Raw genomic sequence first — 22,591 nt, 5'->3', positions numbered from 1 at the left:
CGAGGGGCGGCCCTTCGGCGTGTGCGTGCGTACGGACGCCCGCGCTCGGACGGTGCTCAGACCTTGACCGGGCTCTCGTCCTCCGCCGGGGCGGCCGGGGCCGGGACCACGGTCAGGCGGGCCCTCTTCTTCGCGCTGCGGCGCTCCTTGCGGAGCTCCAGCATCGTGTAGAGGGTCGGCACCAGGAGCAGGGTCAGCAGGGTGGAGCTGATGAGGCCGCCGATGACGACCACCGCGAGCGGCTGCGAGATGAAGCCGCCCTCGCCGGTGACGCCCAGCGCCATCGGGAGCAGCGCGAAGATCGTCGCCAGTGCCGTCATCAGGATCGGGCGCAGACGGTGGCGGCCGCCCTCGACGACCGCCTCGATCACGCCGTACCCCTGGGCCCGGTACTGGTTGACCAGGTCGATCAGGACGATCGCGTTGGTCACGACGATGCCGATGAGCATCAGCATGCCGATCAGCGCCGGGACGCCGAGCGGGGTGCCGGTGACCAGGAGCAGGCCGAGCGCGCCGGTCGCGGCGAACGGGATCGAGACCAGCAGGATCAGCGGCTGGACGAGCGAGCGGAACGTCGCGACGAGCAGCATGAACACGATCGCGATGGCCGCGAGCATGGCCAGGCCCAGCTGGCCGAAGGCCTCGCTCTGGTCCTGTCCGACGCCGCCGATGGTGGCGGTGGCGCCCGCGGGCAGGTCCAGGGCCTTGATCTTCGACTGCAGGGTGGAGCTGACGGCGCCGGTGTTGTCGCCGATCGGCTTCGCGCTGATGGTCGCGGCGCGGGCGCCGTCGATCCGGGTCATCGCGACGGGGCCGGGGACCTCCTTGACCTCGGCGATGTCGCCGAGCTTCACGGGGCCGACGGGCAGCGCCTGCAGCTGGGCCAGGGTGGTGGCCGGCTGCGCGGACTTGATGACGATGTCCCGCTCGGTGTCGTCCAGTACGGCCTTGCCCGCCGGGTTGCCGCGTACGGCCTGGCCGACGATGGCGCCGAGCGCCGCCTGGTTCAGGCCGAACTCCGCCGCCTTGGGGGTGGCGGTGACCGAGATCCGGGGTACGGACTGGGACAGGTCGCTCTGGACGTCGGTGACGTCCTCGATCTTCGCCACCTCGGCGCGGACCTGCTCGGCGGCCCGGGCCAGGACGGCCCCGTCACCGGCCTTGACGACGACGCTGAGGTTCTGGCTGCCGAAGCCGTCGCCGGCGGCGATGGTGGTCTCGCCGATGCCGTCGAGCCCCTTGAGGGCGGTCTCGATGTGCTTCTTGGCGGACTCGGTCTTCCCCGAGTCCTCCAACGTGACCTGGTACGAGGCCTGGTTGGAGCCCGTACCGCCGCCGAAGGCCGCCAAGAAGCCGGAGGAACCGACCGTGACCTGGTAGTCCTTGACCCCGTCGGTCCCCTCCAGGACCTTCTCGACCTTGCGGCTCGCCTCGTCGGCGGCCGCCAGCGAGGTGCCGGGCGGCAACTGCTGCTTGATGCTGAGGACTTCCTGCTCGCCCTGGTCGAAGAAGTTCGTCTTGAGCAGCGGGGTCATGCCCAGCGTCGCGACGAACACCACGACGGCCACGACCAGGGTGGCGATCCGGCGGCGGGTGACCAGGTCCAGCGCCCGTACGTAGAACCGCTGGAGCTTGCTGCGGGACTCCTTCTCCTCGGCTTCGCGGCGGGCCTTCTCGATGCTCTCGGCGTCCCCTTCGCTGACGCCCTTCGGCGCGCGCAGGAACCAGTACGAGAGCACCGGCACGACCGTCAGGGAGACGAGCAGCGAGGCCAGCAGGGCCGCGGTGACGGTGATGGAGAACGGGCCGAAGAACTGGCCGACCATGCCGCCGACGAAAGCGATCGGCAGGAAGACGGCGACGGTGGTGAGCGTGGAGGAGGTGACCGCGCCGGCCACCTCCTTGACCGCGGTGATGATCGCGCTGCTGCGCTCCTCGCCGTAGCCGAGGTGGCGCTTGATGTTCTCCAGGACCACGATCGAGTCGTCGACGACCCGGCCGATGGCGATGGTGAGCGCGCCCAGCGTCAGCATGTTGAGGGACAGGTCGCGGGTCCACAGCACGATCAGCGCGAGGACGACGGACAGCGGGATGGACACCGCGGTGACCAGCGTCGAGCGCAGCGAGCCGAGGAAGACCAGGATCACGATGACCGCGAAGGCCAGGCCGAGCATGCCCTCGGTGGTCAGGCCCGAGATGGACTTGGCGACGGCCGGGCCCTGGTCGCTGACCACGGTCAGGTCGGCGCCGGAGCCGAGGGTGGTGCGGAGCTCGGGCAGCTTGTCCTTGACCGCGTCCGAGATGGCGACGGCGCTGCCGTCCTTGTCCATGGTCAGGACGAGGGCGAGGCTGGGCTTGCCGTTGGTGCGGGTGAGGGAGTCGGCCTTGGCCGGCTCCTGCTTCACGCCCGCCACGTCGCCGAGGCGGACGGCGGGCTTGCCCGGTCCGGCGGTGAGGCGCAGGTCCTCCAGCTGGGCGAGCGAGGTGAAGCCCGAACCGACGCGCACGGTGCGGTTCTTGCCCGCCTCGTCGAAGGAGCCGGCGGGGATCGTGGCGCCGCCCGCCTGGAGGCCCTGGGCCAGGGCCGCGCCGTCGAGGCCGGCGGCGGCGAGCTTGGCGTCGTCGGGGGTGACGGTGACCTGGAGGTCCCGGACCCCGTCGACGGTGACCTGGCCGACGCCCGCGATGTCCTCCAGAACGGGGACCACGGACTTGTTCAGCTGGTCGGCCAGCGCCTGCTGGTCCTTGTCGGAGGTGACGGCGAGGACCACGGTCGGAATGTCGTCGGTGGAACCGGCGATCACCTGCGGGTCCACCTCGGCGGGCAGCCGTACGCGGGCCCGGTTGACGGCCTGCTGGACGTCGGCGACGAGCTGCTTGGTGCCGTCGTCGCCGTAGTCGAAGGTCGCCATGATCAGGGCGTTGCCCTCGCTGGCGGTGGACGTGATGCCGGTGATGCCGTCGACGCCCTTGAGCATGGCTTCGATCGGTTCGACGACCTGCTTCTCCACCACGTCGGGCGAGGCGCCCTGGTACGGCGCGAGCACGGTCACCATCGGCAGGTCGATGGAGGGCAGCAGCTGCTGCTTGAGCTGCGGGATGGCTATGGCGCCGAAGAGGAGCGCGACGAGCGACACGAGGCCGATCAGCGCCCTTTGGGCGAGGCTGAAGCGGGACAGCCGGAACATGGCTATGGGGATCTCTCTGCAGGGACGCGGTGACGTCGACGAGGCATGACGGGCAGCCGTGCCTTCGGGCACGCGCGGGGCCCCTCAGCCTCTCGTGCGCACGGGTGCGCCGACGTCGCCCCCAGGTCTCGTCCTTATCCGGGGCATACCGCGTCCGCAGTAGGCGGGACTACTCCGAAGCGCTCGGGACGGCTCCGGACGTCCTCCGGTCTACTCGGCCCTGGGCCGGACCAGTCCCGATTCGTACGCGATGACCACCAATTGCGCCCTGTCGCGGGCGCCGAGCTTGGACATGGCCCGGTTCACGTGGGTCTTGACGGTGAGCGGGCTGACTTCCAGCCGGCGGGCGATCTCGTCGTTGGACAGGCCCGCGGCCACGAGGACGAGGACCTCGCGTTCGCGTCCGGTCAGCGCGGCCAGGCGCTGCACGTGGGCGGCGCCTCCGGCGGGAGCGTCCCCGGCGCCGCCGCCCTGCGCGAGGAAGGTGGCGATGAGCCCCTTGGTGGCGGCCGGGGAGAGCAGTGCGTCGCCGGCGGCCGCGACGCGGATGGCGTTGAGCAGCTCCTCGGGTTCGGCGCCCTTGCCGAGGAAGCCGGAGGCGCCCGCCCGCAGGGCCGCCGCCACGTACTCGTCCACCTCGAAGGTCGTCAGCATCACCACGCGCACGCCGGTCAGTTCGGGGTCGGCGCTGATCAGCCGGGTGGCGGCGAGGCCGTCGGTGCCGGGCATCCGGATGTCCATGAGCACGACGTCGGGCCGGACCGTGCGTGCCAGCTCGAAGGCCTGCGCCCCGTCGGAGGCCTCCCCGACGACGCACATGTCGGCCTCGGAGTCGACGAGCACCTTGAACGCGCTGCGCAGCAGGGCCTGGTCGTCGGCGAGGAGCACCCGGATGGGCGTCGGGTCCTGGTTCGGGGTCGTTTCCACGCCCTGACCCTACGTCGCCCCGCGCGGCGGACACCCCCTAGCCCAGGGCCAGTACGACCAGGGCCGTCGTCGCCGAGACCTCGGCCAGGGCTCCGAACACGTCACCGGTGACCCCGTCGAAGCGGCGCACGCACCGGCGGAGCAGGGCCTCGGCCGCCAGCAGGGCCGCCAGGACCGCCACCGCGTGCTGCGCGGCGGCCGGCAGGCCCAGCGGCAGCGCGACGGCGGCGGACAGGACCAGCACGATCGCGGCGACGGCGGCGGCCGCCCCGCGCGGGACGACTCCGGCCACGGCCGCACCCAGCCCCTCGGGGCGGGCCGGGGGGACGCCGTCGCGGGAGGCCAGGGTCATGGCGAGCCGGGCGGTGACGGCGGCGAGCACGGCGGCCAGGGCGCCCCGGATCCAGCTGTCGGCGTACACGTTCGCCAGGGCCGCGACCTGGGCCAGCAGCACGAACACCAGCGCCACCACCCCGAACGGGCCGATGTCGGACTGCTTCATGATGCGCAGCGCGGCGTCGGCCGGCTTGGCGCTGCCCAGTCCGTCCACCGTGTCGGCGAGGCCGTCCAGGTGCAGGGCGCGGGTCAGGGCCGCCGGTACGGCGACGGTGACGGCCGCGGCGAGCAGCGGCCCTCCGCCGCAGACCAGGAGGAGCACGCCGGGCACGGCCGCGAGGAGCCCCACGACGAGCCCGGCGAGCGGGGCGCAGGCCATGCCGGTGCGGGCGGCGGGACGGTCCCAGCGGGTGATGCGGGTGGGCAGCACGGTGAGCGTGCCGAAGGCGAAGCGGACCCCGTCGAGCAGCGAGGCGCGCTCCGGGGGCGGCGTCGGGGACGGGCCGTCGTACGAATCTGTCATCGGCGCGAACGCTACCTGCTCGACGAGACCGGTAAGTTACCCATAACGCCCCAAATCGGGAGGTGGTGGCATGGGTCACTGGTGGTATCGCAACATCGTGGAGCCCGGGAAGCTCCCGCTGCTCCTCGCGCTGGTCTCCTTCGTCCTGTCCTTCCTGGTCACCCGCATGATCACCCGCATGATCCGGGCGGGCCGGGGGCCCTTCAAGAACGTCACCCCGGGCGGCCTGCACATCCACCACGTGGTCCCCGGCGTGATCCTCGTGATCATCGGCGGCTTCGGTGCGATCGGGAGCGCCCGGCACAGCTTCGGGGCGGGCCTGTCGGCCGTGATCTTCGGGCTGGGCGCGGGGCTGGTGCTGGACGAGTTCGCGCTGATCCTGCACCTGGACGACGTCTACTGGAGCGAGCAGGGCCGCAAGAGCGTGGAGATCGTGGTCCTGACGGCGGCGATCGTGGCGCTGGTGCTGGGCGGCTTCCTGCCCTTCGGGGTCAACGACCTCACCGAGGACGAACGGCACAACCGCGGGCTGGTCGCCATGAACACGGCGACCAACTTCTTCCTCGCGCTGATCGCCCTGTGGAAGGGCAAGGCCCGCACCGCGTTCTTCGGCGTGGTCATCCCCTTCGTGGCGCTCATCGGGGCGATCCGCCTCGCCCGGCCCGGTTCCCCGTACGCGACGAAGTTCTACGCGAACCGGCCGAAGGCCCGCGCCAAGGCGCAGCTGCGCGCCTTCCACCACGACCGGCGGTGGGCCTCGCCGCGGCGCAAGTTCGAGAACTTCATCGGCGGCACCCCCGACCCGGAGCGCAAGGCGGCCAAGGAGGAGCCGCACTGACCCCGGGCCGGGACCCGGGGTCAGTGCGGGATCAGCCCGGGATCAGCCCGTCGTCGCTGAGCATCTCCCGCACCTCGTCCAGCGAGGCATCGGGCGCGGGCAGGATCAGCTCGGACGGTTCCAGCGCCTCGTCGGGCAGCGGCTCGCCGAGCCGCCGTACGGCGGCGAGCAGCTCGCCCAGCGTGCGCCGGAAGCCCTCCTCGTCGCCGCTCTCCATCTCCGCGAGCAGTTCGTCGTCCAGCTTGTTGAGCTCGGCGAAGTGGCTGTCCGCCAGCTCCACCTGACCTTCCCCCATGATGCGGACAATCATGACGGGCCCCGTCCTACTGCTTGTCGAACCGGTGCTGGGTCTGCGACTGCTGGCCGGCGCCCGGGGCGCCGCCCTCGATGGCCGACTGCTGGGCGGAGGGGCCGCCCGCCAGCTCGGCCTTCATGCGCTGGAGCTCCAGCTCCACGTCCGTCCCGCCGGAGAGGCGGTCCAGCTCGGCCTGGATGTCGTCCTTGGAGCCGAGGCCGCTCTGGTCGTCGAGCGCGCCGGAGGCGAGCAGCTCGTCGATCGCGCCGGCGCGGGCCTGGAGCTGCGCCGTCTTGTCCTCGGCACGCTGGATGGCGAGGCCGACGTCGCTCATCTCCTCGGAGATGCCGGAGAAGGACTCGGCGATCCGCGTCTGCGCCTGGGCGGCCGTGTACGTGGCCTTGATGGTCTCCTTCTTCGTGCGGAAGGCGTCCACCTTGGCCTGCAGCCGCTGCGCGGCGAGGGTCAGCTTCTCCTCCTCGCCCTGGAGGGTCTGGTGCTGCACCTCCAGGTCGCTGACCTGCTGCTGCAGCGAGGCGCGGCGGGACAGGGCCTCGCGGGCCAGGTCCTCGCGGCCCAGGGCCAGCGCCTTGCGGCCCTGGTCCTCCAGCTTGCTGGACTGGCCCTGGAGCTGGTTGAGCTGCAGCTCCAGCCGCTTGCGGGAGGTCGCCACGTCGGCGACGCCGCGGCGCACCTTCTGAAGCAGCTCGAGCTGCTTCTGGTACGAGTAGTCGAGGGTCTCGCGCGGGTCCTCGGCCCGGTCCAGGGCCTTGTTCGCCTTCGCGCGGAAGATCATCCCCATACGCTTCATGACACCGCTCATGGGCTTCGCGCGCCCCCTTCTAGACGGACTGTGCTCCAGGTCACCAACAAGACCCACAGTACGGGCCCTGTCTCTATTACCGCACTGTTCGAGCGGGGATGCGCTCCTCCTCCAGGACGACTGCTCGTCCGCCGTGTCAGGCGTAAGGAGTAGGTGCTTCCCTCAGGAAGGACGCCCGCCGTTGCCGGATCGTTCCCGGCGGGGATGGGGCCCGTGGCCACAACCACGTACCCTTGGGTTTGTGTTTGGTAGCCGATCCTCCAAGGAAGAGAAGGACGCCGCCACCGACAAGGTGAGCGCCGACCTCTCGCAGTCCCGTGACCCTCAGGCCCCGAAGGGCCGCCCGACGCCGAAGCGTGCTGTGGCCCAGTCGCAGCGCAAGGCCGTGGTGGCTTCGACCGGCAACCGCAAGGAGGATGCCAAGCGAGCTCGTGAGCGCCGCCGGGTCGAGATGACCAAGCAGCGCGAGGCCCTCGCCAATGGCGACGAGCGTTATCTGCCCAACCGCGACAAGGGTCCCGTGCGCCGCTACGTGCGCGACTTCGTGGACTCCCGCTTCTCCGTCGCCGAGATGTTCCTGCCGCTGGCCGTGATCATCCTGGTGCTGAGCATGGTGCGGGTGCCGTCCATCCAGAACATCGCGCTCCTGCTGTGGCTCGGCGTCATCGCGCTGATCATCGTCGACTCCATCGGCATGTTCATCCGCCTGCGCAAGGCCCTGAACCAGCGCTTCCCGGACGAGCCCAAGCGCGGCGCCGTCGCGTACGGCCTGATGCGCACCCTCCAGATGCGCCGGCTGCGTCTGCCGAAGCCGCAGGTCAAGCGCGGGGAACGGCCCTGAGCCCAGGAACGCCCGGAGCGTTCGGCGGGGGTGGCTTCGCGGACGGGGCCCGGCTGTGGCTGGAAGGCCTGGGCGGGCTCCGCAACGCGGTGCGCCAGGAGCTCGTCGGCCGTCAGGTCGACGAGCAGATCGCGCACCGCTTCCCCGTGGGGCAGCGGCTGCGCGTCCTCGACGTCGGCATGGGCCAGGGCACCCAGGCGCTGCGCCTGGCCCGCGCCGGGCACATGGTGACCGGGCTGGAGCAGGATCCGGCCATGCTGGCCGTCGCCCGTGAGGTACTGGCCGGCGAGCCCCCCGGGATCCGGGACCGCGTCCGCCTCATGGAGGGCGACGGCCGGGAGACCGGTGCGCACTTCCTGCCGGGCAGCTTCGACGTCGTGCTCTGCCACGGCGTCCTCATGTACGTGCCCGAGCCGGACGCCATGCTCGCCGGGCTCGCCCGGATGCTGGCCCCCGGCGGGCTGCTGTCCCTGCTGGTGCGCAACGGCGACGCCCTCGCCATGCGGCCGGGCCTGCACGGTGACTGGACGGGCGCGCTGGCGGCCTTCGAGGGCGTCGACTACACGAACCGGCTGGGCCTGGACGTGCGGGCCGACCGGCTGTCCACGCTGACCGCGACCCTGTCGGGGATCGGCGCCCCGCTGCAGACCTGGTACGGGGTGCGCGTCTTCACCGACGGCACCGAGGCGGCCGACAAGCTCCCCGCCGACGCGGAACTGGAGCGGCTGCTCGCCGCCGAGGACCGCGCCGGGCGGACCGACCCCTACCGCGGGGTCGCCGCGCTGCTGCACCTGTGCGGCGTACGGGGTTGAGCCCCGGGCCGCAGGGCCGCCGCGGACACCGCCGAGCCCGGACCCTCGAGGGTCCGGGCTCTCGCGTACCCGATCCGATCCGGGCAGCGCCGGTCAGAGTTCCGCGGCCTCGCGCAGGCTCATCGTGTAGAGCTGGACCCCGTTGTCGTCGGACAGCTTCACCTGTTCGGTACCGCCCTCCAGCAGGTCCTTCCAGTACTCGCCGATCCAGGATTCGGCGTCCCCCTGCGTGGTGAACTCCTCCGGCACCACCGACGGGCTCGTCTCACTGCCGTCGGCCGTCTCGAACCGCCACGTCCACGCCATGTCCGCCTCCGTTGCTCGTCCGCTTCTCACACGCTTCTCGCCTTGAGTGTGCCCGCAGACTAACCGGGCGCGCAGCAGTCCCGGCGACGCGGGAGGATCATCCTGTGGAACTCACTCTGCTCGGCACCGGCACACCCGAAGGACTGCCCCGCCCCGGCTGTCCCTGCGCCGCGTGCGCGCTCTCCGTGGGGCCCCGCGCGCGCGCCGCCACCTCCGTGCTCGTGGACGGGGCGCTGCTGCTGGACCTGACCCCCGGGGCGGTGCTCGCCGGCGCCCGGGCGGGGCATTCGCTGGCCGCCGTACGGCAGGTCCTGCTGACCCACCCGCACGACGGCCCCGCCGTCGAGCTGCCGCCGGGGCTGCCGGCGGCCGGGCGGGTGCCGGACGGACGGGAGCTCGCGGTGATCTCCGGGCACCGGGTGCGGGCCGTGCCGATGGACGCGCCGGGCACCGGGTACGAGGTGACCGGGCCGGACGGTGCCCGGATGCTGTACCTGCCGCCGGGCGGCGCCCCGGCCGGGACCTCTGGCACCAGCGGGCGGCGCCCGTACGACGTGGTCCTCGCGGACGTGCTCGGCCGGCCGGAGGCGCTGGCGCGCCTGCGGGCCAGCGGGGCGGTGGGCCCGGCGACGGACGTGGTCGCCGTCCACCTGGACCACGACACCCCGCCGGGCGCGGAACTGGAGCGCCGGTGCGCCGCCGCGGGCGCGCGGACGGTGCCGGACGGGACCACGGTGGCGGCCGGGGAGTACCGGCCGGCGCCCGAGGTGCCGCGGCGGACCCTGGTCCTGGGCGGCGCCCGGTCGGGCAAGTCGTACGAGGCCGAGCGCCGGCTGACCGGCTACCCGGAGGTCGTGTACGTGGCCACGGGCGGTACCCGCGAGGGCGACCCGGAATGGGCCGCGCGGATCGGGCTCCACCGCGAGCGCAGGGCCGCGTCCTGGCGGACGGTGGAGACCTGCGATCTGGTGCCGCTGCTGGCGCAGGAGGGGCCGGCGCTGCTCATCGACTGCCTGGCGCTGTGGCTCACGGACGCCATGGACCGGGTCGGTGCGTGGGACGACGCGGTGTGGGCGGACAAGGGCGCCGCGGAGCTGCGGGAGCGCACCGCGGAGTTGGTGGCGGCCGTCCGCACGACCCGCAGGCCGGTGGTGCTGGTCAGCAACGAGGTCGGCTCGGGCGTGGTCCCGCCGACCGCCTCGGGGCGCCGGTTCCGCGACGAGCTGGGGCGGCTGAACGCCGGGGTCGCCGGGGAGTGCGAGCACGTCCTCCTGGTGGTGGCGGGGCAGGCACTGACCCTGAAGCAATAGCCGCGCGCCGCACGCGGCTCCGCCCGGCGACGGCAACGCCCCGGGGTGCGAGGACCGTTCAAGCCCCGCAGGGCTCCGCTGTACCCTCTGGCAAATGACCACGCTGAATCTCGACGACTTCTCCGATCTGATCGAGCGCCCCGACGGGGGCGTCCGGCGTGACGCCGAGGAACGCCGTGAACGGCTGGCCGTACCGGTCGGGGCGCTGGGGCGGCTCGACGAACTGGCCGAGTGGCTCGCCGCCGCCCAGGGACGGGTGCCGGTCAAGCCGATCGAGCGGCCGCGCGTCGTGCTGTTCGCCGCCGACCACGGGGTGGCCTCCGAGGGGGTCTCCGCACGTCCCGCCGGCGGCGCCCACGAGCTGGTACGGGCCGTCCTGGACGGCCGGAGCCCGGTGGCGATCCTGGCCGAGCGGCTCGGCGCCTCCGTACGGATCGTCGATGCCGGCCTGGACTGCCATCTCGACCTGCTGCCCCAGGAGATCACCAAGCACCGCGTCCGGCGCGGCAGCGGGCGCATCGACGTCGAGGACGCGCTGACGACCGAGGAGGCCGAGGCCGCGCTGCTCCTCGGCATCCAGATCGCCGACGAGGAAGCCGACTCCGGGACCGACCTGGTCGTCCTCGGCGACCTGAGCGTCGGCGGGACCACCGTCGCCGCGACCCTCGTCGCCGCCCTGTGCGGCACCGACGCCTCCGTGGTCACCGGCCGCGGCGGCATGCCGATCGACGACCTGACCTGGATGCGCAAGTGCGCGGCGATCCGCGACGCGCTGCGACGCGCCCGGCCCGTCCTCGGGGATCAGGTCGCGCTGCTCGCCACCGTCGGCGGCGCCGACGTCGCGGCGATCACCGGCTTCCTGCTCCAGTGCGCGGTGCGCCGCACCCCCGTGATCCTCGACGGGGTGGTCTCGGCGGCCTGCGGGCTGGTGGCCCAGCGGGCCGCTTTCCGGGCCCCGGACTGGTGGCTGGCCGGACAGGCCAGCGGGGAGCCCGGCCAGGCGAAGGCGCTGGACCGGATGGCACTCAACCCCGTGCTCGACCACGGCGTCACTGTGGGAGAAGGAACCGGGGCGCTGCTGGCTCTTCCCCTCGTCCAGGCGGCCGCCGCACTCGCGGCGGAACTCCCCGAACGAGCGGCCGAGCCGACCGAATGAGTCACCGGGGCCCGCGGTCCTGACCAGGCCGCGGCCCTCGGGACCCCAGCACGGACCGCGATGCCCCATATCATCGCTTTTTATGGGAGAGGTCCGTTTGACCAGCGCAGAGACCGATCGGAAGACCGACCGAGGAACCGGTGGGGATCCGAACGGCAGAAACAATCCGGGGGGCGGGCGGGGGAACGCCCAGGCCAACACCCCGGCGAACGCCCAGGGGAACGCCCAGGGAGCCGCACCGGCCGGCCAGGGGGCCACCCGGAGCACCGGCCGCGGAAGCGTACGCTCGCGGCGCAGCGCCACCTTCGCGGTGTGGTACTTGCGCGCCGTCACCTTCGTCAACCTGCTCAGCGCGGTGTGGTTCTCGCTCGGCCAGGACCTGCGCCGGCACAGCACCGCCGATTTCTACACTCCGTACCTGCTCACGGCGGGCTTCGCCTCCGCGGCGTTCTCGCTGCTGCTCACCGTCACCATGGGCCGCCGCAAGCGCGCGGCCTGGATCCTGAACCTGGTGCTCAGCGGGCTGCTGCTGGCGGCCTTCGCGATGGCCGCCGTCGCCTCCTTCACCCCGTGCTCGGGGGGCTCGTACGAGTTCTGCTACCCGGAGTTCCGCGTCCACCCGCAGAACTGGGTGGCCTTCGGGCTGACCGCGCTCTTCGTCGGCGCCCTGCTGCTGGGCCGCCGGGAGTTCTACGCCAAGGGCGACCGCTCCAACCCGCTGCTGGCCAGCCTGGTCGCCTCCGTCGGCCTGCTGGTGACCTCGCTGGTCGCCGCCCTGCTCGTCGGCGCGACCAACACCGACCCGGACGCCGCGGACGCCACCTTCCTGGCCCGCTGGCGGTACGGCGTGATGCGGCTGGTCACCCTGGCACCGGACGACAAGGCGTACAACGCGATCACCACCCCGGGCTGGGTGGACGTGGCCATCAACGTCATGTCCACGCTGCTGCTGCTCGCCGTCCTGTTCGCGGCCTTCCGTTCGCGCCGCGCCGTGGACCCGATCACCGAGGAGGACGAGGAGAAGCTGCGCCTGCTGCTCGCCCGGCACGGCGACCGCGACTCGCTGGGCTACTTCGCGCTGCGCCGCGAGAAGTCCGTCATCTGGTCCCCCACCGGCAAGGCCGCGGTCACCTACCGCGTCGTCGGCGGGGTCTCGCTGGCCTCCGGCGACCCGATCGGCGACCCCGAGGCCTGGCCCGGCGCCATCGACCCCTGGCTGGCCGAGGCCCGCGAGCACGGCTGGGTGCCCGCCGTGATGGGCGCGAGCGAGGAAGCCGGGCAGATCTACGCCCGGCACGGCCTGGACGCGCTGGAGCTGGGCGACGAGGCCATCGTCGAGACCGACGAGTTCACCCTGGAGGGCCGCGCCATGCGCACCGTCCGCCAGGCGTACAACCGCGTCAAGCGTGCCGGGTACACCGTCCGCATCCGCCGGCACGCCGACATCCCCGCCGAGGAGATGGACGTGCTCCTGCTGCGCGCCGACGACTGGCGCGACGGCGCGACCGAGCGCGGTTTCTCCATGGCACTGGGCCGGCTGGGCGATCCCGACGACGGCCAGTGCGTGATGCTGGAGTGCTTCGACGGCGAGGGCGAGCTGCGCGCCGTGCTGTCCTTCGTCCCCTGGGGACCCAAGGGCCTGTCGCTGGACCTGATGCGCCGTGACCGGGATTCCGAGAACGGTCTGATGGAGTTCATGGTCATCGAACTCCTGGAGCGGTCAAAGGAGATCGGGGTCACACAGGTCTCGCTGAACTTCGCGATGTTCCGTTCCGTCTTCGAGCGCGGGTCGAAGCTCGGCGCCGGTCCGGTGCTGCGTCTGTGGCGCTCGCTGCTGAGCTTCTTCTCGCGCTGGTGGCAGATCGAGTCCCTCTACCGGGCCAACGCCAAATACCGGCCGATCTGGGAACCGCGGTTCATGCTCTTCGAGAAGAGTTCGGACCTGCTGCGGATCGGGATCGCCGCGGGCCGGGCCGAGGGCTTCCTGGAAGCACCCGGGCTGCCGAAGTGGATGCACCGCAGACATCTGGAGAGCAAGCGTTGACCACTGCCTCACTGCGGCGGTTCGCCCGCCGCGAGTGGGGGCCCCTGTACCGGACGGTCCGGGACGCGCTCGTCCGCGACACGTGGCGGGCGATCCCGATGACCCTCGGCGCGGTCTGCCTGACCGCCGTCTTCCAGATCGTGCAGCAGACGTCATGGGGCTTCCAGCCGGTGCAGGACCTCGGGTCGGTCAAGGCCGTCGACCCGCTCTGGCTGGCCCTGCTGCGGACCCCGCTGTCGCTGTTCGTCCCGGCGCTGGACCTGCCCGTGTGGGGTGCGCTCGCGCAGATCCTCCTCGTCTTCGGGATCGCGGAGATCTGCATCGGCTGGTGGCGCACGTTGGTCATCGGCTACGTGGCCACCCTGGCCGGGACCACGTACGCGCGGATCGGGCTCTCGCTCGGTCCGGACCACCCCTTCGGCCTGCCCGTGTCGGACAGGATCGTCAACGACACGGGGCCCTCGGCCGCGGTGGTCGGACTCGCCGTCTACGTCTGCTGGCGCTACCGGGCCTACCTGACCGGCTCGCTCGTGATCCTGGTGATGATCGGCGAGCTGCTCTTCAAGGACAACCTGGCGGGCAAGGAACACCTGGCCGCCATCGCCTCGGTGATGCTGATCTGCCTGGTCCGCGCCAAGTGGGGACCCGAGCGCTCCCGCGCCCCGCTGGGGCGTCCCCCGGCCGCTGCCCCTCCCCCGGCCCCGCCCGGGACGCCTCCCGTCCCGCCGCCCCGGGTCTGAGAACGCGCGCGGGGCCGTACCGTATCGGGGTGACGACACACCTCGGGCCGCTCGCCCCCACACGGCAGTGGATGCGGGACCATCCGCTGGCCACCGACGCCGTACTGGCGCTCGGGGCGCTCGTCGCGATGGTCGTCGGATCCTTCGCCGACCCGCACGGGGAGCACGGGCCGACCTTCGGGACCCGCACCCCCGAGCCGTTCTCGCTCGTCCTCATGGTGCTCGGCGCGGGCGCCCTGGTGCTGCGGCGCCGGCGGCCGCGCATGGTGCTCGCGCTGACCATCGGCCTCTCGCTGCTGGAACTGACCACCGGGGAGCCGCGGGCGCCCGTCGCCATGTGCACGGTGATCGCCCTGTACACGGTGGCCTCCCGCACCGACCGGCCCACCACCTGGAAGCTCGGCCTGCTCACCATGGCCGGGCTGACGGGCGTGGCCATGCTCGCCGGACCCCTGCCCTGGTACGCGCAGGAGAACCTCGGCATCTTCGCCTGGACCGGCATGGCCGCGGCCGCCGGGGACGCGGTGCGCAGCCGGCGGGCGTTCATCGACGCCATCCAGGAGCGGGCCGAGCGCGCCGAGCGGACCCGCGAGGAGGAGGCCCGGCGCCGGGTCGCCGAGGAGCGGCTGAGGATCGCCCGGGACCTCCACGACGTGGTGGCCCATCACATCGCCCTGGTCAACGTGCAGGCGGGGGTGGCCGCGCACGTCATGGACAAGCGTCCGGACCAGGCCAAGGAGGCCCTGGCCCACGTACGGGACGCCAGCCGGTCGGCCCTGAACGAGCTGCGGGCGACCGTCGGGCTGCTGCGGCAGTCCGGCGACCCGGAGGCGCCGACCGAACCGGCGCCCGGCCTGGCCGTCCTCGACGACCTGGTGGACACCTTCCGGCACGCCGGGCTCCCGGTGAAGGTGATGGTCCAGCTGGGCCCTGCCGCGGCCGTTCCGCTGCCCGCCGCCGTGGACCTGGCGGCCTACCGGGTGATCCAGGAGGCGTTGACCAACGTCCGCAAGCACGCGGGTCCGGGGGCCGGTGCCGAGGTCAGCGTGGTGCGGGTGGGCGGCTCGGTGGAGGTGACCGTGCTGGACGACGGCGGCTCCGCGCCGGACCCCGCGCCGGAGCCCCGCGACCCCGGCGGCGGGCACGGCCTGCTCGGCATGCGCGAGCGGGCCGTGGCCCTGGGCGGCTCCTGCTTCGCCGGGCCCCGCTTCGGGGGCGGCTACCGGGTGCACGCCATCCTTCCGGTGGGCTGAGGGGCCTCCCGGTGGGCTGAGCGGCCCTGCGCCACCGCACCGCACCGCTCAGCAGGCCTTCCGCCAGGCGCCGAGGTCGTACTTCTTCTCCAGCGAGCTGAGCTTCAGGGCGCGCGAGGCGGCGCAGAACCGGCTCGCCGGGAGCTCGTACTCCACGTGGAAGACGGCCTTGCCGGCCACGACGAACGGGGTCAGCCGTGCGCACTCGTCGTACTGGGCGCACTGCTCGTTGACCGCGAAGTCGAAGTCCCCCACCAGTTCCGGGATCTGGTCCAGGTCGTTCTTCAGGCCGACCGACAGCCCCCGGTCATGGGCGAGCCGCACGATCAGCCGGTTGTAGTTCAGCTGATCGCCGGCGGTGAGGGGGAAGCCGGACTTGTTGCGGTAGGCGTCCATGTTGTCCGGCTCCACCGCGTCGAAGCCCTTGTCCCGGCACATGTCGAACCGCTTGGCGATCAGCGGTTCCAGTTCCGCGAGCCGCCGGATGTCCAGCCAGCGCTCGCCCTCCCAGCCGTTGCCCTCGCCCCGCATCGACGGCGGGAAGGCCCCGGCGTCCGGCCGGAAGTCCTCCCAGGCGCCGGTGGAGAGGTAGCAGATGGTCCGCCGGCCGGCCGCCTTCAGTTCGGCGACCTGCTCCTTGGTGGTGGTGAACCCGTCGATGTCGTAGACCGCCGCCTTCACCGAGGTGTCGAGCTTCCCGGTGATCTGCCACTGCCAGCTGACCCCGGGGGCCGGCTGCCAGCGCTCCCCGGGCGCCGGGGCGGGCGAGAAGTCCTCCGGCTGCTCCTCGTCGTCGTCCGGGGCCGAGGTGCAGGCCGCCAGGAGCAGGACGGCGACGGCCCCGAGGGCCAGCAGGCGGCGGGCGGACCGGCGGGGCGACCGGCCGGCGGGCTGACGGGCGGGCTGACGGGTCGGCACAGGTCTCATCCGGCGGCCTCCAGGGCGTACGGCAGGGTTCCCCACGGGTGCGCGCCGGTCCCCGGGACCGCGCAGTGCACCCCCGCCCCCCGCTGGGCCGCCAGCCGCTCGGCGAGTTCGGCGGCCTGGCCGCCCGGCGGGACGGCGTAGACGAGGTGGCAGAACCGGTGGGCGGGGTGGTCGGCGGTCCACGGGGGCACGGCGGTCGCGTCCCGGTAGGCGTCCCAGGGCCCCTCGAAGGTGACGAGCAGGTCGGCGAGTTCGGCGTAGCCCGGGTGCGGGTGCACTCCGTGGTTGAGGACGACGGTACGGGCCCCGGCGGCCCGCGCCGAGACGACGAGCCGCCGGTAGTGCGGCAGGAACTCCGGGCCGGCCGCGGCCTGGTCCAGGAAGGTCCCGTCGGTGCCGTACCAGTCGCGGTGGCGCAGCAGGTCCTGGACCACGGCGGCGTGCGGGCGCCGCCCGTAGTCGGTGTCGGCGTACCCCAGGACGGGCACCCCGGCCCCGCGCAGCCTTTCCGCGACGGCGGCGAACCGCTCGTCGGGGGCCTCGCCGGGCCCGCTGGCGGGGTTGAGCACCACGGAGTGCAGCCGGCCCGCGGAGCGGATGAGCCGCTCCCAGTACTCGGGGCGGTCGGCGGGGTGCTCGTAGAGGGGCACCAGGAGCATGAGGTCCTTCTTCTCGTACGGGTTCACGTGCATCGGGGGTGTGCGGTGTGCGGTGTTCGCTGCTCGGGCTGCGCGGTCCCCGTCAGCGGTGGGCCGTGGCCCGGCCGAGGAGCAGGCAGACCAGGGTGCCCAGCGCGAGCGCCGCGGCTCCGGCGACGGCCAGTTGCACGGCGCGCGGCTGCCCGAGGCCCAGGAGCAGGGCCAGGCTCTGCGCGAAGGCGGCCGAGGCGCAGACCACCGCGGCGGGCCGGACCGCTCCGAAGGACTGCAGGAGCAGCCCGGTCCACATCACGGCGCCGAGCAGCAGCAGGGTGGCGACGCGGACCCCGGTCAGGCCGGGCGCGCCGGGCCAGAGCAGGGTTCCGGTGAGGCCGAGGGCCAGCAGCACCGCCAGGTAGGTGGCGAGGCACCGGGTCAGGGTGGAGAGCATCCGCAGCCGGAACTGGCGGGGCGAGCGCGCCGCGCGCAGCCCGGCGAGGCTGCCGCTGCGGAACCGGTGGAGCAGCCATTCGGCGGGGCCCATGCTGAGGGTGAGCGCCACGGCCGAGGGGGCCGCGACCGCCTCGGCGGGGCCCCCGGCGAGCACCTCGCCCAGGGCCGCGTACAGCACGAGCAGACCGGTGCCCAGGCCGAACACCCCGTACGGGACGGAGTCCCCGAGCCGGGGCCCGCGCGGCCCGTACTCCTCCTCGGCGCCGCGCAGCATCTGCCAGCGCACGGGACCCCGTTCGCCCGGCCGGCGCTCCGTCCAGCCGCGGACGCGGAGCACGAGGGCCCGTACGCCGTCGGCCAGCGGCAGTTCCCGTACGGCCAGGGCGCAGGCGGCCAGGAGGGAGGCCGTCAGCAGGAGCACCCGGACCGGGACGGGCAGTTCCACGAGGAGCGTGAGCAGGGCCCCGGCGGCCATCGGTGCGAGCGCGGCCAGCAGCAGCCGCTCCCGCCCGAGGACGAGCAGCACGGTGGCGGCCCCGACGTACAGGGCCTGACCGGCGGCGAAGGCGTAGGAGAAGGGGGGCCCGCCGGGTACCGCCAGCGCGGCGGCGGTACCGAGGAGGGCCCCCGCGGGGGCTCCGGCGAGCAGGGTCCGCCCGGCGGCGGCCCGGTCGCCGAGGCCGAGCCAGGAGTACGCCCGGTGGGACAGGGTCTGGTCCCAGACCCAGCCGATGAGCGCCCCGGCGAGCAGGGTGAGCGTCCCGGCGGGCAGGCCCAGCCGGTCCTTGGGGCCCTCCAGCAGGGGCGCGCCCAGCAGGTAGGCGAGCCCGGGCAGGGCGAAGATCACCCCGCGCAGGAGGCAGGCGGTGAGGGGCACCTTCCAGGGGTCGGGGACCCGGTCGGGCTCCGGGAAGGAGCGCGGCACCCGCGCGTAGAGCTCCTCGGCGAGGCCGAAGGAGTCCTGGCGCCCGTAGGCGAGGCGGATGTGTTCGTCGGTCATGCCGTCGGATTCCAGGACGGCGGCGATCTCGTCGGGGTGGACGGCGGCGGCGATGAACACCGCTAGGCGCTCGGCGAGTTCGTCCATCGGGTCGGCGGCCGGCCCGTCGCGTCCGTCGCGTCCTTCGCCTCCTTCGCGGCGCGGCCGGGGGATGCCGGGCAGGGCGTCGGCCGCGTCGGCGGCGGGCGCCGTACCGCGCCCGGCGGCCGCGGCGTGGCCGACGGCCACCCAGCTCCCGTCCGGGCCGGGCGGCTTGAGCCAGAGGGATCCGCTCACCACAGGCTCCCGTCGGCGGCGAGTTCCTTGTACCAGGGGTCGGCGAGCCGCTGGGTCCATTCGTCGCCCACGTGGACGGGCAGGACGGGCTGGCCGGCGAGCTCGCGGTAGATGTGGCGGAAGCCGTCCACGGACTGGTGGAGCGTGAACTTCTCCACCACCCGCTTGCGGGACATCCGGCCCAGTTCCGCGCGGCGTTCGTCGTCGCGGAGCAGGGCGAGGGTGGCGCGGGCCATGGTCTCGGGCTCGCGCGGCGGGACGACGAGCCCGGTGTCACCGACGGCTTCGCGGACCCCGCCCACGTCGGTGGAGACGGTGGTGCGGCCGCAGGACATGGCCTCGATGATGGAGAAGGGGAAGCCCTCGCTGATGGAGGAGAGCATCACGACGGAGCCGGCTCCGTAGGCCCGGGCCACGTCGTCGATGCGGCCCTCGTAGGTGATCCCGTCGCTCACGCCCAGTTCGGCGGCGAGCTTCTCCAGCTTGAGCTTGTAGTCCTCGCAGCCCGCCGGGACCGGGCCGAAGAGGCGCAGTCGCAGGGCGGGGAGCTCCTCGCGCATGAACGCGTAGGCGCGGACGAGGGTTTCGAGGTCCTTGATGGGGTCGATGCGGCCGCACCAGCTGAGGGTGGGTACCTCGGGTTCGGGGCCGGCCTCGGGGAAGGCGTGCGGGTCGACGCCGTTGTAGACGGTGCGGATCCGCTCGGAGTCGGCGCCCCCGCGCTCCTCCCAGCGGCGGTTGTACTGGTTGCACGGGGTGATCAGGTCGGCCTGCCGGTAGCCCTCGGTGTTGAGCTCGCGGTAGAAGCCGAGCATGAGCGCCTTGACGGGCCAGCGCTGTTCGGCGCTGCGGTAGCCGAGGTAGCGCTCGCGGAGGTAGATGCCGTGCTCGGTGAGGAGGAAGGGCACCTGGTCGAGGTACTTGGCGGCGAGCGCGGGGAGGGTGGCCAGTCCGCTGCTGACGGCGTGCGCGACGCTGTCGGGCGGGATCCGTACGGACAGCGGGCGCAGTGCGTGTTCCAGCAGGTCGGTGGCGGTGAGCGCGTCGTGGATGGTGGGCTCGGCGGCGGCGGTGACCAGGCCGGGGCGGGTCCAGACGGTCATCAGCAGGCGCAGGACCGATTCGGAGCGCAGGGCCGCGGCGAGGCGCCCGGAGCGGGCCAGCAGGGCCAGTTCGCGCAGGGATTCGGAGAATCCGCCGCGCGCGGGGTCGAGCAGGGAGAGCAGGAAGGTCTCGTAGGTCTCGGCGAAACCGCGTTTGGTCTTGCCCCGCAGGCCGGAACGCAGTCTGCGGGCCGGCGGGGCGCCCCAGAGGGGAACGCTGGTGTGGCGGTAGACGTTGCGCGGCAGTTCCCAGGTGACCGGCTCGCGTCCGGAGCCGGTCAGGGCTATGACGTTGAAGTCGACCTCCGGCATGCCGCGGACCAGTTGGTCGCACCATGTGCTGACGCCCCCGTGGACGTGCGGGTAGGTGCCTTCGGTGAGCATGGTGACATGGCGCCCATGGCTCATGCGGTGTGTCCCCCCAAGGACGGAAAAGGGGCCGGCGCCCGTGGTTCGCGGAGCGCCGGCGCTAGGTGGTACGCGTGGCTGTCTTGTACGTGCGTGCCCGGCTGGTCAGGGCAGGCGGAGCGTCAGGGCGTGTTCAGCGTGACGGCGCTCTGGAGCAGCTCGGGAGCCGTCCAGGCTGAGCGGGAGCCGGCGTAGGCGGTGCCGAAGTCCGCGGTGCCCAGCAGGAGCTGCTTCTTGGTGCCGGTGGGCGCCGTGACCGGGGCCACGACTCCGGAGGGCGCCTTGACGGTGACGACCTTGCCGATGCGGTAGGCGGTGACCTGGTTGGCGGCGACCGCGGCGTTCCAGGCCGCGCGGCGCTGGAGCTCGATGCCGGTGTCCTTCATGCTCTGGTTCACGATCGGCGCGGAGGGCGCGTAGAGGGTGCGGTAGGTGTCGAGGACCTGGTTGAGCACCGGGTAGAGGGTGCGGTCCTCGGCGAGGTTGGACTGGTGGACGTAGTGCGGGCGCGGGTCGTTGTTGAGGACGTGCCGCATGGCGGTCCTGGCCTCGGCCGGGACGATGTAGTCCAGGTAGCCCGTGGCCGCGTCGAGCGGGGCCGGCAGGCAGGTGGAGGTGCCGGGGTTGTCCTCGCAGATGCCGCTGCCGCCGTGGGCCCGGCTGGTGTAGATCCAGTTGTACTCGTCGGCCATCTCGGCGTTGGTGCCCGTGTTGTAGTACACGTTCATCGGGTACCGGGGGACGGTCAGTGAGGAGCCCACGGGCCGCTGCACGGGCTCGCGGGAGTTGTCGCTGCCCGCCCACTTCACGCCGTTGTCGGCGAGCGCACCGGCCAGGTTGGGGTTGTCCTGGGGCTGCTGCGGGAGGGTCTTGAGGCCGGAGTGCTCACCGGTGACCAGTTCGGTGCGGTCGGTGGTGATGCCCTTGGCGGCGGCCCAGTTGTTGTTGTCCCGGATCTGGGCCGAGATCTCGGCGCGGCTCATGTAGTTGATCGCGCCGGCGCTGTTCTTCGTGCAGGTCCACGGGATGGTGGTGGTGTCCTGGACGCAGCCGAGGAACGGGTGGGTGTAGGTGTGGTTCATCCACCGGTACTTCGCCCGGTCGGCGACCAGCTGGGCGGTCAGGGCGTCGACTCCGCCGTTCTCCGCCTTCCACTCCTCACCGGCGCCGCCGTTGAAGAGCATGTCGAGCTTGAAGTTCTTGGACGTCTGCCACTGCGCCGCGTACACGGCGTCGGCGGCCGTCATCCGGATCGTGGACTCCTGGCCCTCGCCGCCGGCACAGGCGTAGTCGCCGGGGGTGCAGTTCAGGTCTTTGTTCCAGCGGGCGTCCGGCGCGAAGACGTCGTCGACGTGGACCGCGAAGTAGTTGCGCTCCTGGCCGAGGTGGACGCCCTGGGTCATCCACTCGACGATGCCCCGGGCCAGCAGCCGGAACTGCTGCTGGTACTGGTTGTAGCCGAAGGTGACGACCAGTTCGCTGCGTCCGTCGTGGGTGTACTCGCCGACGAGCGAGGCCCGTCCGGAGCCGACCGGGGCGTCGAGGTAGCTGGTGTAGCCGGTCCGCGGCTTGGCCATGAACCCGTAGCTCTCGGGGATCAGCGGCGAGTTGTCCTCGAAGTCCACCTGCCCCCCGAGGTAGGCGAAGGGGCCCGCCTTGCCGGCGGCGGTGACGGCGGCCCGGGTGCCGTCGAGGGTCCCGCTGTAGCCGCCGTTGTCGGTGTACTCCAGGCCGACGCCCGGGTGCGCCCAGGTGTACGCGTCGACCTGGCGGATCCCGTACGTCGTCTCGTACGCGGCGAGGGCGGCCATCTCGGCCGAACCCGCTCCGAACGGATCCTCGTTCGGCAGCACCACGCTCTGGAACTTGGCGCGCGGCCGGCCGTCGACCGTGTCGGCGAGGAACGCCGCGTTGACGACCGGGCGGCTCCCGCTGCCCAGGTCGATGCGGGTGTACGGAACCCCCGTGTCGCGGAGCTCCGCCGTGATCGCCTCGACCGAGCTCCCGCCGTCGTCGACGACGAGCACCCGCAGGTCGATCCTCGGAGTCACCGCGGCCTGCGCGGCTGCTCCCGGTACCGCGACGGATGCTATGGCGGCCGCGAGGCAGACGGCGGCGAGCCTGTTCATCCGGTTCTTGTGGACCATTTCGGCCTTTCCCCCCGCAGATCCTCGACTTCGGCCTGTGGCATGGGGCCAGACCGGGGAGGCTTCTGTGGAAATGATGCAAAGGGACCCCGCGTCCCCTTGCGAGAGTGGTCCGAGTGTTTCGGACCTCGTCAGGTCTAAGAGGCAAACGTGGAACAGAGTCCACAGATGGGTGAACCCGGCGACCTCTAGATCGAACAACTTGCCAAACCTTCGAGTGACGTGCGGACCAGTACGTACGCGTAGG

General features: G+C 72.7%; 19 protein-coding genes. 8 read left to right on the top strand and 11 right to left on the bottom strand.

All coding sequences use genetic code 11. The annotated features are described in order from the left end of the window. Window positions 1–56: 56 nt before the first annotated feature. The 3 genes from ACE1OC_RS29175 to ACE1OC_RS29165 all read right to left on the bottom strand — a co-directional run bounded on the left by ACE1OC_RS29175 (window position 57) and on the right by ACE1OC_RS29165 (window position 4,974). Window positions 57–3,188 carry an efflux RND transporter permease subunit gene (locus tag ACE1OC_RS29175; RefSeq protein ID WP_407839514.1) on the bottom strand — a complete coding sequence of 1,044 codons (3,132 nt, stop codon included), beginning with the start codon at window positions 3,186–3,188 and terminating at the stop codon, window positions 57–59. 210 nt (window positions 3,189–3,398) lie between these two features. Continuing rightward, window positions 3,399–4,115, bottom strand: a complete 717-nt coding sequence (locus ACE1OC_RS29170; protein ID WP_407839513.1) for a response regulator — start codon at window positions 4,113–4,115, stop codon at window positions 3,399–3,401. 37 nt (window positions 4,116–4,152) lie between these two features. Then, entirely contained in the window at window positions 4,153–4,974 is an 822-nt protein-coding gene (locus ACE1OC_RS29165) for an adenosylcobinamide-GDP ribazoletransferase (protein ID WP_407839512.1), read from the bottom strand. A 70-nt stretch (window positions 4,975–5,044) separates the two neighbouring features. On the opposite strand from ACE1OC_RS29165, the gene ACE1OC_RS29160 reads away from it, so the two are divergent. After that, entirely contained in the window at window positions 5,045–5,812 is a 768-nt protein-coding gene (locus ACE1OC_RS29160) for a hypothetical protein (protein WP_407839511.1), read from the top strand. A gap of 31 nt (window positions 5,813–5,843) precedes the next feature. Here the strand turns inward: ACE1OC_RS29160 and pspAA are convergent, their stop codons facing one another. Next, window positions 5,844–6,122 (bottom strand): PspA-associated protein PspAA, encoded by a 279-nt coding sequence (pspAA, locus tag ACE1OC_RS29155; protein WP_407839510.1) that lies wholly within the window; start codon window positions 6,120–6,122, stop codon window positions 5,844–5,846. Window positions 6,123–6,135: 13 nt separating this feature from the next. Next, a complete protein-coding gene (locus ACE1OC_RS29150) occupies window positions 6,136–6,930 on the bottom strand; it encodes a PspA/IM30 family protein (protein ID WP_250742532.1) in 795 nt (264 codons plus the stop codon). A gap of 241 nt (window positions 6,931–7,171) precedes the next feature. Here ACE1OC_RS29150 and ACE1OC_RS29145 point away from each other — a divergent pair, with 241 nt between their 5' ends. Further along, window positions 7,172–7,771, top strand: coding sequence for a DUF3043 domain-containing protein (locus ACE1OC_RS29145; RefSeq protein WP_382971828.1), 600 nt, complete (start codon window positions 7,172–7,174; stop codon window positions 7,769–7,771). Window positions 7,772–7,860: 89 nt separating this feature from the next. Then, complete coding sequence (locus tag ACE1OC_RS29140) at window positions 7,861–8,583, top strand: class I SAM-dependent methyltransferase (protein ID WP_407839509.1); 723 nt, start codon at window positions 7,861–7,863, stop codon at window positions 8,581–8,583. 93 nt (window positions 8,584–8,676) lie between these two features. On the opposite strand, the gene ACE1OC_RS29135 is transcribed toward ACE1OC_RS29140, so the two are convergent. Next, entirely contained in the window at window positions 8,677–8,889 is a 213-nt protein-coding gene (locus ACE1OC_RS29135; protein WP_250742535.1) for a hypothetical protein, read from the bottom strand. A 104-nt stretch (window positions 8,890–8,993) separates the two neighbouring features. Here ACE1OC_RS29135 and ACE1OC_RS29130 point away from each other — a divergent pair, with 104 nt between their 5' ends. The 5 genes from ACE1OC_RS29130 (at window position 8,994) to ACE1OC_RS29110 (ending at window position 15,392) form a co-directional block, all read left to right on the top strand. Further along, complete coding sequence (locus ACE1OC_RS29130; protein WP_407839508.1) at window positions 8,994–10,199, top strand: bifunctional adenosylcobinamide kinase/adenosylcobinamide-phosphate guanylyltransferase; 1,206 nt, start codon at window positions 8,994–8,996, stop codon at window positions 10,197–10,199. Window positions 10,200–10,293: 94 nt separating this feature from the next. Continuing rightward, a complete protein-coding gene (cobT, locus tag ACE1OC_RS29125) occupies window positions 10,294–11,355 on the top strand; it encodes a nicotinate-nucleotide--dimethylbenzimidazole phosphoribosyltransferase (protein ID WP_407839507.1) in 1,062 nt (353 codons plus the stop codon). 310 nt (window positions 11,356–11,665) lie between these two features. Continuing rightward, window positions 11,666–13,399, top strand: coding sequence for a phosphatidylglycerol lysyltransferase domain-containing protein (locus ACE1OC_RS29120; RefSeq protein ID WP_407841711.1), 1,734 nt, complete (start codon window positions 11,666–11,668; stop codon window positions 13,397–13,399). Beyond that, entirely contained in the window at window positions 13,396–14,139 is a 744-nt protein-coding gene (locus ACE1OC_RS29115) for a hypothetical protein (RefSeq protein WP_407839506.1), read from the top strand. The genes ACE1OC_RS29120 and ACE1OC_RS29115 overlap by 4 nt, the downstream gene beginning before the upstream one ends. A gap of 71 nt (window positions 14,140–14,210) precedes the next feature. Next, entirely contained in the window at window positions 14,211–15,392 is a 1,182-nt protein-coding gene (locus ACE1OC_RS29110) for a sensor histidine kinase (protein ID WP_407841710.1), read from the top strand. A 48-nt stretch (window positions 15,393–15,440) separates the two neighbouring features. Here the strand turns inward: ACE1OC_RS29110 and ACE1OC_RS29105 are convergent, their stop codons facing one another. The 5 genes from ACE1OC_RS29105 to ACE1OC_RS29085 form a co-directional block, all read right to left on the bottom strand. After that, window positions 15,441–16,319 carry an endo alpha-1,4 polygalactosaminidase gene (locus ACE1OC_RS29105; protein WP_407839505.1) on the bottom strand — a complete coding sequence of 293 codons (879 nt, stop codon included), beginning with the start codon at window positions 16,317–16,319 and terminating at the stop codon, window positions 15,441–15,443. Then, the gene (locus ACE1OC_RS29100) at window positions 16,316–17,011 is read right to left on the bottom strand and encodes a spherulation-specific family 4 protein (protein ID WP_407839504.1); all 696 of its coding nucleotides are present in this window, start codon (window positions 17,009–17,011) and stop codon (window positions 16,316–16,318) included. The genes ACE1OC_RS29105 and ACE1OC_RS29100 overlap by 4 nt, the downstream gene beginning before the upstream one ends. A 49-nt stretch (window positions 17,012–17,060) precedes the next feature. Further along, complete coding sequence (locus tag ACE1OC_RS29095) at window positions 17,061–18,686, bottom strand: hypothetical protein (RefSeq protein ID WP_407839503.1); 1,626 nt, start codon at window positions 18,684–18,686, stop codon at window positions 17,061–17,063. After that, window positions 18,683–20,197: a GT4 family glycosyltransferase PelF gene (gene pelF / locus ACE1OC_RS29090; protein ID WP_407839502.1), complete on the bottom strand. Its 1,515-nt coding sequence runs from the start codon at window positions 20,195–20,197 to the stop codon at window positions 18,683–18,685. Before pelF ends, ACE1OC_RS29095 begins: the two co-directional genes overlap by 4 nt. Before the next feature lie 122 nt (window positions 20,198–20,319). Next, complete coding sequence (locus ACE1OC_RS29085; protein ID WP_407839501.1) at window positions 20,320–22,344, bottom strand: hypothetical protein; 2,025 nt, start codon at window positions 22,342–22,344, stop codon at window positions 20,320–20,322. Between the last annotated feature and the right edge of the window lie 247 nt (window positions 22,345–22,591).

It is taken from the genome of Streptomyces stoeckheimensis, from assembly GCF_045822005.1.
GTDB lineage: Bacteria > Actinomycetota > Actinomycetes > Streptomycetales > Streptomycetaceae > Streptomyces > Streptomyces stoeckheimensis.
Note: the sequence above shows the minus strand (reverse complement) of the source record. Positions and strands in the feature narration are given on the sequence as shown.

Bases quoted from the DNA above. Each gene is read 5' to 3' on its own strand.
- ACE1OC_RS29175 (WP_407839514.1), bottom strand. From the start codon at position 3,188: ATGTTCCGGCTGTCCCGCTTCAGCCTCGCCCAAAGGGCGCTGATCGGC.
- ACE1OC_RS29165 (WP_407839512.1), bottom strand. From the start codon at position 4,974: ATGACAGATTCGTACGACGGCCCGTCCCCGACGCCGCCCCCGGAGCGC.
- ACE1OC_RS29160 (WP_407839511.1), top strand. From the start codon at position 5,045: ATGGGTCACTGGTGGTATCGCAACATCGTGGAGCCCGGGAAGCTCCCG.
- pspAA (WP_407839510.1), bottom strand. From the start codon at position 6,122: ATGATTGTCCGCATCATGGGGGAAGGTCAGGTGGAGCTGGCGGACAGC.
- ACE1OC_RS29150 (WP_250742532.1), bottom strand. From the start codon at position 6,930: ATGAGCGGTGTCATGAAGCGTATGGGGATGATCTTCCGCGCGAAGGCG.
- ACE1OC_RS29135 (WP_250742535.1), bottom strand. From the start codon at position 8,889: ATGGCGTGGACGTGGCGGTTCGAGACGGCCGACGGCAGTGAGACGAGC.
- cobT (WP_407839507.1), top strand. From the start codon at position 10,294: ATGACCACGCTGAATCTCGACGACTTCTCCGATCTGATCGAGCGCCCC.
- ACE1OC_RS29110 (WP_407841710.1), top strand. From the start codon at position 14,211: ATGCGGGACCATCCGCTGGCCACCGACGCCGTACTGGCGCTCGGGGCG.
- ACE1OC_RS29105 (WP_407839505.1), bottom strand. From the start codon at position 16,319: ATGAGACCTGTGCCGACCCGTCAGCCCGCCCGTCAGCCCGCCGGCCGG.
- ACE1OC_RS29100 (WP_407839504.1), bottom strand. From the start codon at position 17,011: ATGCACGTGAACCCGTACGAGAAGAAGGACCTCATGCTCCTGGTGCCC.
- pelF (WP_407839502.1), bottom strand. From the start codon at position 20,197: ATGAGCCATGGGCGCCATGTCACCATGCTCACCGAAGGCACCTACCCG.
- ACE1OC_RS29085 (WP_407839501.1), bottom strand. From the start codon at position 22,344: ATGGTCCACAAGAACCGGATGAACAGGCTCGCCGCCGTCTGCCTCGCG.